Origin of the sequence: Pseudonocardia oroxyli, assembly GCF_900102195.1 — a bacterium.
Taxonomy (GTDB): domain Bacteria; phylum Actinomycetota; class Actinomycetes; order Mycobacteriales; family Pseudonocardiaceae; genus Pseudonocardia; species Pseudonocardia oroxyli.
In genome coordinates, this window is record NZ_FNBE01000015.1 from 55,515 (window position 1) to 70,525 (window position 15,011).

14 protein-coding genes are annotated in these 15,011 nt (G+C 76.4%); 9 read left to right on the forward strand and 5 right to left on the reverse strand.

Features of this window, described 5'->3' with window-relative positions; all coding sequences use genetic code 11:
* The first annotated feature begins 79 nt into the window (after nt 1-79).
* The 5 genes from BLS43_RS21475 to BLS43_RS21495 all read left to right on the forward strand — a co-directional run bounded on the left by BLS43_RS21475 (nt 80) and on the right by BLS43_RS21495 (nt 5,610).
* Entirely contained in the window at nt 80-2,917 is a 2,838-nt protein-coding gene (locus tag BLS43_RS21475; protein ID WP_093088341.1) for an FAD-binding and (Fe-S)-binding domain-containing protein, read from the forward strand.
* A gap of 95 nt (nt 2,918-3,012) precedes the next feature.
* Nucleotides 3,013-3,612, forward strand: coding sequence for a TetR/AcrR family transcriptional regulator (locus BLS43_RS21480; RefSeq protein ID WP_176921466.1), 600 nt, complete (start codon nt 3,013-3,015; stop codon nt 3,610-3,612).
* 115 nt (nt 3,613-3,727) lie between these two features.
* Complete coding sequence (locus tag BLS43_RS21485; RefSeq protein WP_093088063.1) at nt 3,728-4,360, forward strand: enoyl-CoA hydratase/isomerase family protein; 633 nt, start codon at nt 3,728-3,730, stop codon at nt 4,358-4,360.
* A gap of 8 nt (nt 4,361-4,368) precedes the next feature.
* Entirely contained in the window at nt 4,369-5,118 is a 750-nt protein-coding gene (locus BLS43_RS21490) for a GlxA family transcriptional regulator (RefSeq protein ID WP_245707656.1), read from the forward strand.
* Between the two features lie 87 nt (nt 5,119-5,205).
* A complete protein-coding gene (locus BLS43_RS21495) occupies nt 5,206-5,610 on the forward strand; it encodes a nuclear transport factor 2 family protein (protein WP_093088066.1) in 405 nt (134 codons plus the stop codon).
* Nucleotides 5,611-5,711: 101 nt separating this feature from the next.
* Here the strand turns inward: BLS43_RS21495 and BLS43_RS21500 are convergent, their stop codons facing one another.
* From BLS43_RS21500 to BLS43_RS21515, 4 genes are all read right to left on the reverse strand, one after another.
* Nucleotides 5,712-6,542, reverse strand: coding sequence for a DUF1206 domain-containing protein (locus tag BLS43_RS21500; RefSeq protein ID WP_093088068.1), 831 nt, complete (start codon nt 6,540-6,542; stop codon nt 5,712-5,714).
* A gap of 97 nt (nt 6,543-6,639) precedes the next feature.
* Nucleotides 6,640-7,875: a glycosyltransferase gene (locus tag BLS43_RS21505; RefSeq protein ID WP_093088070.1), complete on the reverse strand. Its 1,236-nt coding sequence runs from the start codon at nt 7,873-7,875 to the stop codon at nt 6,640-6,642.
* Nucleotides 7,869-8,798: a glycosyltransferase gene (locus BLS43_RS21510; protein WP_093088072.1), complete on the reverse strand. Its 930-nt coding sequence runs from the start codon at nt 8,796-8,798 to the stop codon at nt 7,869-7,871. The genes BLS43_RS21505 and BLS43_RS21510 overlap by 7 nt, the downstream gene beginning before the upstream one ends.
* Nucleotides 8,795-9,778, reverse strand: a complete 984-nt coding sequence (locus BLS43_RS21515; RefSeq protein ID WP_093088075.1) for a glycosyltransferase family protein — start codon at nt 9,776-9,778, stop codon at nt 8,795-8,797. Before BLS43_RS21515 ends, BLS43_RS21510 begins: the two co-directional genes overlap by 4 nt.
* Nucleotides 9,779-9,856: 78 nt before the next feature.
* Here BLS43_RS21515 and BLS43_RS21520 point away from each other — a divergent pair, with 78 nt between their 5' ends.
* The 4 genes from BLS43_RS21520 (at nt 9,857) to BLS43_RS21535 (ending at nt 13,770) form a co-directional block, all read left to right on the forward strand.
* Nucleotides 9,857-10,771, forward strand: coding sequence for a WcbI family polysaccharide biosynthesis putative acetyltransferase (locus BLS43_RS21520; RefSeq protein WP_093088077.1), 915 nt, complete (start codon nt 9,857-9,859; stop codon nt 10,769-10,771).
* 124 nt (nt 10,772-10,895) lie between these two features.
* Nucleotides 10,896-11,945: a glycosyltransferase gene (locus BLS43_RS21525; RefSeq protein WP_093088080.1), complete on the forward strand. Its 1,050-nt coding sequence runs from the start codon at nt 10,896-10,898 to the stop codon at nt 11,943-11,945.
* Entirely contained in the window at nt 11,942-12,958 is a 1,017-nt protein-coding gene (locus tag BLS43_RS21530) for a glycosyltransferase (RefSeq protein WP_093088082.1), read from the forward strand. The genes BLS43_RS21525 and BLS43_RS21530 overlap by 4 nt, the downstream gene beginning before the upstream one ends.
* Nucleotides 12,955-13,770, forward strand: a complete 816-nt coding sequence (locus tag BLS43_RS21535; protein ID WP_093088085.1) for a glycosyltransferase family 2 protein — start codon at nt 12,955-12,957, stop codon at nt 13,768-13,770. Before BLS43_RS21530 ends, BLS43_RS21535 begins: the two co-directional genes overlap by 4 nt.
* Here BLS43_RS21535 and BLS43_RS21540 read toward each other — a convergent pair.
* Entirely contained in the window at nt 13,742-14,989 is a 1,248-nt protein-coding gene (locus BLS43_RS21540) for a glycosyltransferase family protein (RefSeq protein WP_093088087.1), read from the reverse strand. The genes BLS43_RS21535 and BLS43_RS21540 overlap by 29 nt on opposite strands.
* Nucleotides 14,990-15,011: the final 22 nt, after the last annotated feature.

Below are 15,011 nucleotides of genomic sequence, written 5' to 3' on the forward strand. Positions count from 1 at the left end.
CCTTCCGGCGCCGGACGAACGCTAGCGGACCGCGGTCGTTGACCGGACACGTGTGTAGTCATACAACTAGACAATGCCGATGCAGCGGGCTCGTCGCCACGACCACACGTCGGAAGGCCCGTGGGCCGCGGTCCGCGAGGCGCTCGGTGCGGGGGGCACGCTCCACGAACGCCTGACCGACCGGCTGGCCCACGCCCACGACGCCTCGCACTTCCACCTGGTCCCCGGCGCGGTCGCACGCCCCCACGACGCCGCGGCGGTCGGCAGGCTGTTCGCCGCCGCCAGGTCGACGGGGCTCCCGTTGACCTTCCGCTCCGGTGGCACGAGCCTCTCCGGGCAGGCGGGCACGACCGGCCTCCTCGTGGACACCCGCTCCCGCTTCCGGTCCATCGAGGTCCTCGACGCGGGACACCGGGTCCGGGTCGGGCCCGGGGCGACGATCCGCCAGGTCAACGCCCGCCTCCTTCGCCACGGCCGCAAGCTGGGCCCGGACCCGGCCAGCGAGGTCGCCTGCACCGTCGGCGGGGTGGTCGCCAACAACTCCAGCGGCATGGCCTGCGGCACCGCCGCCAACAGCTACGCCACGCTGGAGTCGATGGTGCTGGTCCTGCCCTCCGGCACCGTCGTCGACACGGGAGCGGCGGACGCGGACGCCGCGCTGCGCGCCCGGGAACCCGAGCTGTACGCCGGGCTGTGCCGACTGCGGGACCGGGTTCGCGAGTCCGCCGACCTCCGGGCCCGCGTCGAGCGACAGTTCTCCATGAAGAACACGATGGGCTACGGGATCAACTCGCTGCTGGACTTCCGCGCGCCCGCCGACATCCTGGCCCACCTCGTCGTCGGCAGCGAAGGCACGCTCGCGTTCATCGCGTCGATCGTCCTGCGGACCGTGCCCGTCCTGCCGCACACCCGCACCGGGCTCCTGGTCTTCGAGGACCTCGCCGCGGCCACCGGCGCGCTGCCCGGGTTGGTCGACTCGTCCCCCGTGTCGATCGAGCTGCTCGACGCCACGTCCCTGCGCGTCGGGCAGCGGGACCCGGCGGCCGACGAGCGGCTGCGCACGCTCCCGGTCGACGAGCACGCCGCCCTGCTCGTCGAGTACCAGGCCGCCACCGCCGACGGCGTCGACGAGCTCGCCCTCGCCGCGCGCGCCACCATCGGCAGTCTCCCGATCATCGGCTCGGACGAGCTCACCGCGGACCCGGCCGCCCGGGCCGGGATGTGGCACATCCGCAAGGGTCTCTACGCGATGGTCGCCGAAGCGCGACCGGCCGGCACGACCGCGCTGCTGGAGGACGTCGTCGTGCCGGTCCCGCAGCTGCTGCCCACCTGCGAGCGGCTCACGTCCCTGTTCCGCACGCACGGGTACAGCGACGCCGTGATCTTCGGCCACGCCAAGGACGGCAACATCCACTTCATGCTCACCGAGCAGCTCGCGGGCGAGGGCGCCTCCCTGGACCGGTTCGCCCGGTTCACCGACGACATGGTCGACCTCGTCCTCGGCCAGGGCGGCTCCCTCAAGGCCGAGCACGGCACCGGCCGCATGATGGCGCCGTTCGTCCGCCGCCAGTACGGGGACGAGCTCTACGCCGTCATGCGCGAGATCAAGCGGCTCTGCGACCCCGAGGGAGTCCTCAACCCCGGCGTCCTGCTGAGCGAGGACGCCGACATCCACCTGCGCGATCTCAAGACCACCCCGCCGATCGAGCCCGAGGCCGACCGCTGCGTGGAGTGCGGTTTCTGCGAGCCGGTCTGCCCCAGCCGCGACCTGACCACGACACCCCGCCAACGCATCGTCCTGCGCCGGGAGATCGAACGGGCCCGCCGCGCCGGGGACGTCGAGCTCGCCGCTCTCCTGGAGGCGGACTACGACTACGACGGCGTGGAGACCTGCGCCGCGGACGGCATGTGCCAGACCACGTGCCCCGTCCTCATCAACACCGGCGACCTCGTCAAACGCCTCCGCGCCGACCGCGCGGGCCGCGCCACCGAGGCCGCCTGGACGGCCGCGGGCCGACGGTGGGACCTGACCACCCGCGCCGCGTCGGCCGCGCTCACCGCCGCCGCGGCCCTGCCCACCCCGGTCGTCGAGGCGGCCAACCGGGCCGGACGCAGGGTCGCCGGACCCGACGCCCTTCCGCTGTGGTCTCCCGACCTCCCCCGCGGCGGGCACCCGTCCGACGTCCCGGTGTCCGGGGTGGCGCAGGCCGTCTTCTTCCCCTCCTGCACCGGCACCATGTTCGGCCCGGCCACGCCGTCGACCGCCGGGTCCGCCGCCGCGTTCGCCCTGCTGTGCGAGCGGGCGGGCGTCGGTCTCGTCCCGCCGCCCGCGGCCGCCCGCCTCTGCTGCGGCACCCCCTGGCGGTCCAAGGGGCTGACCCGCGGCTACCAGGAGATGGCCGACCGGGTCCTGCCCGCCCTCTGGCAGGCCACCCGCCAGGGCGAGCTCCCCATCGTCCTCGACGCGTCCTCGTGCACCGAGGGAGTGCGGCAGATGGTCGAGCACGGCCCCGAGCGGTTCCGGGGGATCACCGTCGTCGACGCCGTCGAGTTCTGTGCCACCCACCTGCTCCCCCGGCTGACGGTGACCGCACCCGTCGACGACCTGGCGCTCCACCCGACCTGCTCGGCGACCCGGATGGGACTCACCGACGCCCTCCAGACCGTCGCCGGTGCCGTCGCGACGTCGGTGACCGTTCCCCAGACCTGGGGCTGCTGCGGTTTCGCCGGGGACCGGGGGCTGCTGCACCCCGAGCTCACCGCCTCCGCCACCCGGGCCCAGGCCGCGGAGATCACCGCCGGTGGGCACAGCGCGTTCGCCTCGTGCAACCGCACCTGCGAGCTCGGGATGACCCGGGCGACCGGACAGCCCTACGTCCACGTCCTCGAGCTGGTGGAGCAGGCGACCCGGCCGTGAGCCGGGGACGCGGGGCTCCGGATCACCGCGCCAATGGGATTATGCTCCTCATACCATCGCCTCGCAGCGACGGGGGACGAGCGGGAGGTGCGGACGTGGCCCGGTACCCGGCAGCCCACAAGGCGCGGACCAGGGACCGCATCCTCCGTGCGGCCGGGCGGCGGTTCCGCCGGGACGGGCTGGACGGCGCGGGGCTGACGGCGCTGATGCGCGACGCGGGTCTGACGAACGGGGCGTTCTACGCGCACTTCCGCTCCAAGGAGGACCTCGTGGGCGAGGTCGTCTCCGACGAGGTGCGGCGGCAGGCCGGGGTGTTCGAGGCCGCGGCCACCCTCCCCGACGGACTGGACCGGGTGCTCGACGGGTACCTCTCCGGCGCGCACTGCGACGACCGCGCCGGGGGATGCGTGTCCGCGGCCCTGCTCACCGACATCGCCCGGTCCGCGCCCGAGGTGCGGAGCCGCTACGCCGAGGCCGCGGGCCGGATGACGGACGCCTTCCGTCGGCTCGCCGGGCTGCCCGCCACGACTCCGGACGCGGTCGTCCGCAGCCGCCTCGCGCTGCTGATCGGCACCGTGCAGCTCGCGCGGACCGTCGACGATCCGCAGGCGCGCGAGGCGCTGCTCGCCGAGAGCCGACGCAGCGTCCGGGCCCTGATCGCGGCGGACCACGCGACGGCCTGCGGCGGCGAGTGACCGCGGCGGTGACCGGGTTTGGCGCGTTCGTAGCGGGACATGACGTTCCCGTCACTCGTGCCGGCGCCGGCGGGTTCGTAGCGTCGACCACCCACCCACCGCCCGAAGGAACCGGATGTCCGACTCGATCGTCACCCTCACCCGGGTCTCGCCGCAGATCGCGCGGATCACCTACGCGAACCCGCCGGTGAACCTCATCGTCGGCGACACGGTGCGCAGGCTCACCGACGTCGTCACGGCACTCGTCGCCGACCCCGACCTGCAGGTGGTCGTGTTCGACAGCGGCACCCCCGACTTCTTCCTCAACCACTTCGATCTCGCGCACCTCGCGGACTTCCCGGGCGCGTCCGAGACCACCGGGCGCTCGGCGTGGACCGATCTCGTGCTGCAGCTGACGGCGGCCAGCGCCGACTACGACGCCACCACCGCCGAGAGGTGGGGATGGGTCACCCGTGCCCTCCCCGACGCCGAACTCGACGCCCACGTCGACGGTGTCGTGCACCGGCTCGCCGCCTTCGACCGCACCACCCTCGCCGCGGCCAAGCAGATGGTGAACCGCGCGTCGCTCCCGCCCGAGGACGACCTCGTGCAGGCCTATCGGGAGTTCGAACACTCGGTCACCCTCCCGGGGTTCCGGGAGCGCGCCGCAGCCACCCCGACGTCGCCGCCCGACCAGGCCCTGCGTCTCGAGCTCGACCTCGGCGCGGTCCTCGGGGCCGCAGCCCTGCGCCGCGCCCGGCAGGGATGAACTCGACCATGAGCCGGCCCGCGCTCCCGGGATCGGCGGCCGGCACGCACACCGTGGTCACGCTCGCCCAGGAGCACGGCTACCCGTTCGAGCTCGGCATCCCCGCCCGCATCCTCGGCGCGGCCGACGCGGGGTACGAGGTGCTCGTGTGCAGCCCCACCGGGCGGCCGGTGGGCACCAACGCCGGGTTCTCCGTGGTCCCCGACCACGGACCCGAGGTCCTCAGCCGCGCCGACACGGTCGTCGTCCCACCCGTCGATCCGCGACACCTGCGGCCCGACGTCGACGACGACGTGCGGGCCGCACTGGCCCTCGTCCGGCCGGGGACCCGGATCGTGTCGATCTGCACGGGCGGGTTCACCCTCGCCGCGGCGGGCCTGCTCGACGATCGCACGGCGACCACCCACTGGGAGTGCGCCCCGCTGTTCCGCGCCTGGTATCCGCACGTGGACCTGGCGGAGAACGTGCTGTTCGTGCACGACGGGGACGTCCACACCTCGGCGGGGGCCGCGGCGGGCATCGACCTGTGTCTCGACCTCATCCGCAGCGACCACGGATCCCCGGTCGCCGGCCGCGCCGCGCGCCGCTGCATCGTCCCCCCGTTCCGGGAGGGCGGGCAGGCCCAGTTCATCGACCGGCCGGTGCCCGACGCCGCCGACACCTCGACCGCCGCGGCCCGGGAGTGGGCACTGGCGCACCTCGACAGGTCTCCACCGCCGTGGGCTACGCCACCGCGACCTCCCTCCGCAACCATCTGAGCAGCAGCCTCGGCCTCCTGCCGACGGCCTACCGCCGCAGCTTCCACCCCCCGAGATCCGACCCGCCCCCGACCGCCGAGGAGCACCATGTCCACGCCTGACACCGCGACCGACACCGCGACCGAGAACACCGCCCTCGTCACCGAGTTCTACACCCGCGCCTTCAACGAGGGAGAGCCCGAAGCCGCGGCGCGCGTCGCGCTCGGCGACACCTACATCCAGCACAACCCCGGTGCCCCAGACGGCGCGGAGGCGTTCATCGGGTACGTCCACCACATGCGCGGACGGTTCCCCGAGCTGCAGCTGCAGGTCAAGCGCACCGTCGCGTCCGGAGACCTCGTCGTCACCCACAGCCGGTTCCATCTCACCCCCGGCGACCGCGGGCTCGCCGCCGCCGACATCTGGCGCGTCCGCGACGGCAGGATCGTCGAACACTGGGACGTCATCCAGGAGGTCCCGGAGCAGGCCGCCAACTCGAACACGATGTTCTGACCGCCCCCCCCCCCGCGGCGACCGGATCGGTGCGGGCCACGCCCGCGGTGAGGGTTCCCGCGCACCGATGCTGCTGTCCGGGGCGTGACCCTCCGCCGGTGCTACGCCGCCCGGTGTCGGGCGTGGAAGACCGTGTAGACCGCGAACACCACCAGCCCCGCCGCGAGGACGAGGAGCACCGCGGGTCCCACGGTGTGCTCGGCCAGGCCCTTGAGGGCCGCGTCGAGCCCGACGGGCTGGGCGGGGTCGTGCTGCACCGCCGCGACCACCAACAGACCACCGGAGAGCAGGTAGACGGTCCCGAGCGCGGTCCAGCCGATCCGGCCCAGCCGCAGGACCAGCAGCGAGCGCCGCAGCCCGGCCCCGCGCAGGTCGAGATCGCGGTGGAAGGCGCCGCTGAGCCCCCGGTAGGCCGCGTACCCCGCGACCGTCATCACGCCGAGCCCGGCGGCCCCGAGCAGCCAGGGGCCGCCGGGGAGCGCCAGCAGCAGGGACGGCAGCGGGGGCGTCGACGGGTCGGCACCGCCGTCCGCCGCCACGTCCGCGGCCGTCTTCGCCAGCAGCGCGTAGACCACGGCCTCGGCCAGGTCGACGGCGGTGCGCCGCACCCGCGCCGCCCGCGGCAGGCCCCGGTGTCCGACCGCCGCGTGCAGGAGCCGGTCGACCACCAACGCGGCCAGCCCGCCGACCACCAGCCACAGCAGGACACGGCCCGCACCCGTGGCCGCGACGGCCTGCAGCGCGCCCGTCTTGTCGGCCTTGTCCGCCTGCCCGCCCGTCCCGACGGCGATGCGCACCGCGAGCACCGCGATCAGCAGGTGCACGAGCCCGTAGGCGGCGAGCCCGACCCGGGCGAGCACGTCGAGCGCGGGGTGGTCGGCCACCCGCTCGGCACGTCCACGGGCCCGAGCGGTGACGGCGTCGTCGGTCACCGCGTCAGGATGTCAGCCCCGCGGGCCTCCGGCACTCGCCGGACCGGCCGCTGTGGGCGGGATCCCGCGCTCGGGTCCGGCACACGGCGCCGGCCTTTCAGATCCGGTCGAAGAACGCGGCCAGGTCGCCGTGGACCGCGGGGGGCTCGACGACCAGGGTCTCGGACCCGAACCCGCCGCGGTGCCCCCGCCGCGCCCGACCCAGCGCCCGCGTCGAGCGCAGCAGGGCCAGCGGCGCGCCGGCGGGCGAGTGCAGCGCCACGCACCCCAGATCCTCGTCGACCAGCCGGGCCATCGCCGCCGCCAGCGCGGTCGGCGGCAGCACGCCGGTCACGTGGAGCCGGGCCCGCGCGCGGCGGAGCTGGTCGAGCGACCACTCCCCCTCCTGCACCGCGGGGCCGTAGAGCTCGGCCGGGCCCCCGCGGATCCGCAGGTCCCGGTGGGTCTGCCGGAGCAGCGCGTGCCGGGTGCGGATCGGGTCGGCGGCCGGGTCGACGTCGACGAGCACGTCCGCCACCGCGACCGGCAGCGGCGCCCCGCGGGTGTGCGGCTCGGGGATCAGCGCGGCCAGGCGCGCGGACTCGCGGTCCTTCACCGCGGGATCGGCGGCCCGCCCGCCCCAGTCCACACCGTCGTGCCAGGCCACCGCGCCGCGCTCGCGGACCAGGACGGCGCCCGCGTTCCAGGCGCGGTAGGCCAGGTCCCAGTCCTCCCCGCCGTAGCCGACGAAGCGCTCGTCGAACCCGCCGACGTCGTCGAACAGGGTCCGGCGGCAGGCCAGGACCGCGCTGATCACGTGGCGGAAGCTGCGCCCGTCGGCGTCGAGGAGGTCGCGGGTCCGGGCGTAGGCCTCATCGAGCCAGGCGGGGTCGGGCAGCCGCGGGGCCGAGCGCGGGTCGGCCCCGGGCGGCAGCGCCGACAGGTCGGCGTGACACCGCCGCCCGACGGCGAGGACGTCGCCGCACAGCGCCGCCCGCGCGGTCAGCACGGCGAGACAGTCCGGCTCGGGCACGGTGTCGGCGTCGAGGAAGACGAGGATCTCGCCGCGGACGTGGCGGGCGCCGAGGTTGCGCGCGGCGGCGGCCCGGAACCCCCGGTCCTCCTGGGTGACCACCCGCACGCCCGCCGGAACCTGCGGGAGGTGCCGCGACCCGTCGTCCGCGACGACGACGTCCACCGGCGGCAGGGTCTGGTCGGCCAGCGCGGCGAGCGTGCGGGCGAGCAGGCGGGCCTGTTCGTAGTGGCAGACCACCACGCCGACCTCGGGCCGCGGGGCGGTGCGCGGGTCGAGCAGGTCCCACCGGTTCCCCGGGACGGACCGGTCGCTCAGCATCGGCCCGCCGCCGCCCGGCTCCGGAGGACGTCGCGGTAGAGCGCGCGGTGCGCCGCACCCACGTCCGGCCAGGCGGGCGGTGTGTCGAGCCACGTCGTGGCCGGGTGCGCCACGGCCCGGTCGAGTGCCGCGGCGAGGTCCGCGGTCGGGGCGAGCGCCCCGGTGTCCGCCGCGACCTCGTCCGCGTACGCCCCCGCGGCGGTGACCGGGCGACGGCCGTGGGCCAGCCAGGCCAGCAGCGACCCGCTGGCACTCACCCCGGGGTTGGCGACGAACGGCACCGTCGCGGCGCGCGCCGCGGCGGCCAGTTCCGCGTCGGTCAACGCTCCGGTGACCAGCACGCCCGCGGGCGCGGTGTGCCCCGGCGCGACCGCGCCCGCCGCGACCACCCGCACCCCGCGGCCCGCGGCCAGGTCCAGGGCCAGGTCGTGGCCCTTGCCCGGGTACACGAAGCCGAGCACGACCAGCGAGGGCCGCTGCGCCCACGCCGGCGCCGGGGCGGGCCGCGCCGGGAGTGGGAGCGGCAGCGGGATCACGCGGGCCAGGGCGCCCGCGACCCGGCGGACCCGCTCGGCCTCGTGCCGCGAGGAGACCACGACCGCGTCGGCGCACGCGATCACCCGCCGGTAGCCGGCGGCGCGGCGGGCGTCCCGAGCGGGGTCGGGATCGGCGCCGGGGACGTCGTGCAGCGTGACGACCAGCGGTCGCCGCAGGTCCGCGGCCCACGTCGCGAAGGCGCTCGCGGCCGTGGCGACGTCGGGGCCGAAGAGCGCGTCGGTGAAGTGGGCGTGCACCAGGTCCGGCGGCCCGTCGTGTTCGAAGGGCTCGGAGATCTCGGAGAACCCCGCGAGCCCGGCGACCGCGCGGGCGTGTCGGACCACCCCGTGCCCCGGGTCGCCGGGTGCGTGGACGGCGACCCTCACGCCGGCACCGGTGCCGTGACGGCCCGATACAGATCCAGGTGGGCCTGCGCGATCCGCTCCCGCTGCGCGGCCCGACCTCGCGCGGGCGCGCGCGGGAGGTGCCGCGCCCGGTGCAGCGCCGCCGCCACCGAGGCCGCCGTCCACCGGTGGACCAGGCAGGGCCCCTGCTCGCGGTAGTACCCGCAGTCCGGCACCAGCACCGGCGTCCCGAGGTCGTGGCAGGCCTCGGACCAGCCAGAATGGGTGCCCCACCGGTGCGGGAGGACGGACAGGTCGAGGCTCTCCAGGTAGGCCCACAGCTCGTCGTCGGTGAAGGGCGGGTGGACGTGCACCTCCACCCCCGGCAGCCCCGCGACGGCCCGGGCGGCGGCGCGGCCGCGGTCGTCGTCGTGGGCGTCGAACCGGATCCGCAGGTCCGGCGCGTCCGCCGCGGCCAGCAGGCGGGTGATCCCCACGGGGTCGGCGTTGGTGCGGACGGACTTCGCGTGCACGCCCACCACGAACCCCTCGTGCGGGCGCGGGACCGGCACCCGGTCCAGCGGCACGACGTGCGGGTGCGGGATCACCTGCGCAGTCCTCCCCCACCGCCGCGCGATCTCCGCGGCCGCGCCGGGGGTCAGCGTGACGAGCGCGTCCGCGGCGGGGACGAGGACGTCCAGGGCGGCGTCGTGCGCCGCGGGGTCCACGTGGTGGGGGTTGCGCAGGTCGTGGACGGTGAACACCAGCGGCGTCCCGGCCGCCCGCAGCGCCCCGACCAGCGCCGAGAGCTGCGCGGGGCGACAGGCGTCGAACCCGAAGTGCAGGTGGTAGACGTCGACGGTCCCGGCCTCGCGCCGGACCCGCTCGGGGTCCAGCCACGGCGAGGGCCACCACTGTCCCGCGGGCGCGCCGGGCACGGGCGGGTCCGGCAGCCGGACGACCCCGGGGCCACCGGTGTTCCGCACGTACGCATGCCCCTCGGGCACCGAGACCACCCGCATGTGGACCTCCCTCTCGCGGGACGGGGAATGCCCGGCCGTCGGCGCGCGAAACCCCCGGACCCACCCGACGATGACCACATGGATCCCGGACGGCGGCGCCACTACGGCGCGTTCTACGACGGACCACCGCGCGGCCCCCTCGCCGTGGTGTGGGGCAACTGCCAGGCTGAGGCGCTGCGCGTCGCGCTCGCGCCGGGCCTGCCGTTGACGACGGTCCGGGTGCCGCCGGTGCACGAGCTCACCGCCGCGGACCTGCCGCACGTCGCCCGGTTGTTGGCCCGGACCCGGCTGGTGGTGAGCCAGCCCGTGCGGGCGGACTACCGGGACCTGCCGATCGGCACCGCCCAGCTGCGCGCGCACCTGCCCGCGGACGCCCGCACCGTCGTGTGGCCGGTGATCCGCTACCGCGGGCTGCACCCGTGGACGGCGATCGTGCGCCACCCCTCGGACCCCGCCGCCGTGCCGCCGGTGGTGCCCTACCACGACCTGCGCACGCTCGGCGCCGCCGCGGGCCGGAGCCTCGGCAGGCCCGCGGCCGGGGCGTTCCGGGCCGTGGCCGAGCGTTCGGTCGCCGAGCTGGCCCGCCGCGAACGGGCCTGCGACGTCGGGGTGTCCGACGTGCTGCGCCCCCTCGGGCTCGACGCCGTGCACGTGCTCAACCACCCCGCCAACCCCGTCCTGCTGGCCCTGGCCGGACGCGTCCGCGCGCGCCTCGGGCTGCGCGGGGAGGTCGCCGACCCCGGCCGCGAGCTCCTGGGCGGGATCCGCGCCCCGCTCGACCCGCAGGTGCTCGACGCCCTCGGCCTCGACCCCGACCGCGCCCGGCCGCACTGGCTCGTCCACGGCACCCCCGTCACGGAGGACGACGTCCGCGCGCCGCAGCTGCGGTGGTACGCGGACCACCCCGCCTGGGTGCCGGCCGGGCTGGAGCGCTACGCCGCCGACCTGGAGGTCCTGGGCTCGAGTTGTGCGTCCCCGCTCGGGGGCCGATGATCGGGGCGCCGGGTTCAGCAGCAGCTCGTGGCCGACCGACGACCTGCCTGCCCGCCATCCCCACGGCGCAGGACGACCGACCGTGGAGCGACCGACCCGTGCACACCTCGCCCATCCAGTCCACATGAGACACCGGATCGCGCTCATCGCCTCCGCCCGCTACCCCCTCCGCGAACCGTTCCCGGGCGGTCTGGAGGCCCACACCTGGCAGCTGGCGACGGGGCTGCGCGAGCGGGGCCACGACGTCACCGTGTTCGGGGCGCCGGACTCCGACCGCAGGCTCGGCGTCCGGGCGATGGCCCGGCTCCCGGAGATCTCGACCGACGCCCGCAGCGACGTCGGGATGCCCCCGGAGTGGTTCCTCGCCGAGCACCACGCCTACCTGCAGCTCATGCTCGACCTGGGCGCGGGCGGCCACACGGTCGTGCACAACAACTCGCTGCACTACCTGCCCGTCGCGATGGCCGCGAGCGTCCCGGCGCCGGTGCTGACCACCCTGCACACGCCGCCGACCCCGTGGCTGGAGTCCGCGGTCCGGATCCCGCGGGCGGGGACGGTGTTCGCGGCGGTGAGCCGGCACACCGCGGACCGGTGGCGCCCGCTGGGCGCCGACCCGGAGGTGATCCCGAACGGCGTCGACACCGACCGGTGGTCCCCCGGCCCCGGCGGCGGGTCGCCGGTGTGGTCGGGTCGGCTGGTCCGGGAGAAGGGCGTGGTCGAGGCCGTCCGGGCCGCCGACCGGGCGGGGACGGGGCTGCGCATCGCCGGTCCGACCCCCGACGCGGCGTACTTCCGGGACGAGGTCGCGCCGCTGCTGACCGACCGGATCCGGTACGTCGGACACCTCGACCACCGGCGGCTGGCCCGCCTCGTGGGGAGCGCGTCGGTCGCGGTGGTCTCCCCCTGCTGGGACGAGCCCTACGGCCTCGTCGTCGCGGAGGCGCTGGCCTGCGGCACCCCGGTGGCCGGGTTCGCCCGCGGTGCGCTGCCGGAGATCCTCGACGACGAGTGCGGGGTCCTCGCCGCGCCCGGCGACGTCGACGGGCTGGCCGCCGCGATCCGGGCCGCCGCCCGGCTCGACCGCGAGGCGGCGCGCCGCCGCGCCGAGACCGTCTGCTCGGTCGAGGCGATGATCACCGGGTACGAGCGGCTGTACGACGCGATCGCCGCATGACCGTCCTCTACTACGTCCACCACCAGGGCAGCGGCCACGTGCACCGGGCGGTCGCGATCGCGTCCGCGCTCGCCGAGGACGCCGTGCCCGTGATCGGGCTGTCCAGCCTCCCGCGGCCCGTCGGGTGGCCCGGGGAGTGGATCGACCTCCCCCTGGACACGGGTGGGCCCCTGGACGGCGAGGACGTGACCGCGGGCGGCACGCTGCACTGGGTCCCGCGTGGTCATCGAGGCCTCCGTGCGCGCACGGCGCTGGCGTCTCGTGCGCTCGCCGACCCCGCGGTCCGGCTGTGCGTGGCCGACGTGTCGGTGGAGATGGGGCTGCTCGCGCGGCTGCACGGCGTGCCGGTGGTGGTCGTGGGGCAACCCGGGGTGCGCGACGACCGGGCCCACCGGACCGTCTACGACCTCGCGACGCGCGTCCTGCTGCCCTGGCCCGCGCTGCCCGACCTGCTCCGCCCGCACCCCGACACCGCGGAACACGTCGGGGCGGTGTCGCGGTACGAGGGGCGCACCGCCGCACCCCCACCCGACGGGAACCGGGTGCTCGTGCTCTGGGGCCGGGGCGGCGCCGGGCCGGCGGCCGCGGACCTCGCCGCCGCGGCGGCGGCCACGCCGACCTGGTCGTGGGCGGTCACCGGCACCGCAGGACCCGACGTGCCCGCGGGCGTCCGGCCGCTGGGGCACGTGCAGGACGTCTGGGCCGCGCTGGCCGAGGCGGACGTCGTGGTCACCCACGCCGGCCAGAACGCCGTCGCCGAGGTCGCCGCGGCCCGCCGCCCCGCGATCGTGCTGCCCCAGGCCCGACCGCACGGCGAGCAGGCGGCGACCGGGGCCGCCCTGGCCCGCCACGGCCTCGCCCAGGTGGCGGACGGCTGGCCCGCCGCCGAATGCTGGCCCGGTCTGCTGGGCGAGGCCCGCCGCCGCGGGGGCGCGGCGTGGGCGCAGTGGTCCGACGGGTCGGGTGTGGCGCGCGCCGCCCGGCTCCTCGCCGACGTCCGGGCGACCGCGTGAACACCGCCGTGGTCACGACCGTCGCGGGGCGGGCCGGGCACCTGCGCAGGCAGCGGGCCGCGCTGGGCGAGTGCCTGCACGACGGCCTGCACGTGGTCGTCGGGATGGGTGGGCCTGCGCCGGAGTCGCCGGGGCCCGAGACCGTCCGGCTCGAGGTCGACGCGTCGCCGGAGGGCCTGCCGCTCGCCGCCGCCCGGAACGCGGGGGCCGCCGCCGCCCTGGATCGCGGCGCCGACCTGCTCGTCTTCCTCGACGTGGACTGCATCCCCGGCCCGGACCTCCCGGCGTCCTACGCCGCGGCCGCCCGGGACGGCGCGCTGCTGTGCGGGCCCGTCCACTACCTTCCGCCCGCGGGACCCGGCGGGTACCCGACGAACGGGCTCGCCGACCTCGCTCCCCCGCACCCGGGGCGCCCGGCCCCGGCGCCCGGGCAGGTCGTCGCCGAGGACCGGGTGGAGCTGTTCTGGTCGCTGTCGTTCGCCGTGACGCCGCGGACCTGGCGGGCCCTCGGCGGGTTCGACGAGGGCTTCCGCGGCTACGGCGCCGAGGACACCGACTTCGCCCGGCGCGCCCGGGACCGCGGCGCCGAGATGTTCTGGGTGGGCGGCGCGCGGGCCTTCCACCAGCACCACCCGCCCGCCCGGCAGGACGCCGACCGGGTCGCCGAGATCGTCCGCAACGCCGGCCGTTTCCACCGCCGCTGGGGCGACTGGCCGATGCGGGGCTGGTTGGAGGACCTGCACCGCGCGGGCAGGGTGGTCTTCGCACCCGAGGCGGGTGAGCTCAGCGTGGTGGCGCGGCCAGCTCCCTGAGACGGGCGACCGGCCAGCGGCGGTCGAACAGCGTCGGGTCGCCGGGATCCTCCGCGCGCAGCCCCTCGACGAGCCGGACGTAGCCGTCGAGATCCAGCCCGCGCAGCAGGTCGAGCAGGTCCGCGGCCTCCCCGGTGGCCGGTGCGACCGGGGCGACCAGCCGGTCGTAGAGCTGCACGACCTGCTCCACCATCGCGAGGTGGCGCGCGCCCGGGTCGACGGAGGGGAAGTTCGTGGCGGCCAGGTCCTCGGTGAACACGATCGGCTCGACGACCAGCGACGCCGGGCCGAAGGCCTGCGCCAGCAGGATCAGCAGCTCGACGTCGAACGTCTCGTGGAAGGCCGTGACCCGGCTCAGCACCGGCCGCAGCGCGGCGGCGTCGAAGGCCTTGAACCCCGCCTGGGTGTCCAGGACGTGCGCGAGGTCCGGCACCAGCATCGCCCGCACGACGTGCCGGAACAGCACGATCAGCTTGTCCGGCTTGTCGCCGGTGCTGTGCGGTTCGACCGACGGGCCGTCCGCCTTGGCCAGCACCGCTCCCGCCATGCCGTAGCGCTGCCCGAGCGCCGCGACCACGCCCTCCCCCGCCACGACCGGGGCGACCAGGGAGCCCAACATGGCGAGGTTCGCCGAGAGGTCGGCGTCGGTGTAGCAGACGACGTCCGCGCCCGCGGCGACGGCGACGGCCAGCCCGGCGAGGATCGAGCCGCCCTTGCGGGACTGGTCGGTCGAGGTCAGCGTGTCGAAGGCCGGGGAGATCGACGGGCCGGCCTCGAGCACGTCGGCGAGCCGCAGCACGGACACCGCGCGGTGGCCCTCGGTCGGGTAGCCCTCGGCGGCGGCGATCGCGGCCATCGCCTCCGCGCTCGACGGCCGGTCGGGGCAGCCGTCGTCGACCGCGAGGATGCTCCAGGTCACCTCCGGCAGCCCGGCGGTCAGCCAGTCGAGCTGGCGGACCTTGACCCGCACGAAGTCCTCGCCGTGCGGGTGCTGCGCGCGGGTCGCCATCCGCCCGGTCTCGCCGTACATCGCCCACACCACGGTCAGGTGCACGGGGCCGGTCAGCGCGGCCAGCCGCCGCCGGGAGTCCGCCACGGCCCGGGCCTCCGCGTCGACGGCGACCGGGACGGCCGCACCCGCGTCGGCGAGCAGGGCGGAGGCGGACCGGAGCACCGCCTCGTTCTGCTCGGGATCGGTGAGGTCGCGGGTGGGCTGCATGGTGGATCAACCTAGCGAGTGT

What these genes read in the sequence shown, in the direction of transcription:
- BLS43_RS21475 (WP_093088341.1), top strand. Translation starts at nt 80, where the DNA reads ATGCAGCGGGCTCGTCGCCACGACCACACGTCGGAAGGCCCGTGGGCC.
- BLS43_RS21485 (WP_093088063.1), top strand. Translation starts at nt 3,728, where the DNA reads ATGTCCGACTCGATCGTCACCCTCACCCGGGTCTCGCCGCAGATCGCG.
- BLS43_RS21490 (WP_245707656.1), top strand. Translation starts at nt 4,369, where the DNA reads ATGAGCCGGCCCGCGCTCCCGGGATCGGCGGCCGGCACGCACACCGTG.
- BLS43_RS21495 (WP_093088066.1), top strand. Translation starts at nt 5,206, where the DNA reads ATGTCCACGCCTGACACCGCGACCGACACCGCGACCGAGAACACCGCC.
- BLS43_RS21505 (WP_093088070.1), bottom strand. Translation starts at nt 7,875, where the DNA reads ATGCTGAGCGACCGGTCCGTCCCGGGGAACCGGTGGGACCTGCTCGAC.
- BLS43_RS21515 (WP_093088075.1), bottom strand. Translation starts at nt 9,778, where the DNA reads ATGCGGGTGGTCTCGGTGCCCGAGGGGCATGCGTACGTGCGGAACACC.
- BLS43_RS21520 (WP_093088077.1), top strand. Translation starts at nt 9,857, where the DNA reads ATGGATCCCGGACGGCGGCGCCACTACGGCGCGTTCTACGACGGACCA.
- BLS43_RS21525 (WP_093088080.1), top strand. Translation starts at nt 10,896, where the DNA reads ATGAGACACCGGATCGCGCTCATCGCCTCCGCCCGCTACCCCCTCCGC.
- BLS43_RS21530 (WP_093088082.1), top strand. Translation starts at nt 11,942, where the DNA reads ATGACCGTCCTCTACTACGTCCACCACCAGGGCAGCGGCCACGTGCAC.
- BLS43_RS21540 (WP_093088087.1), bottom strand. Translation starts at nt 14,989, where the DNA reads ATGCAGCCCACCCGCGACCTCACCGATCCCGAGCAGAACGAGGCGGTG.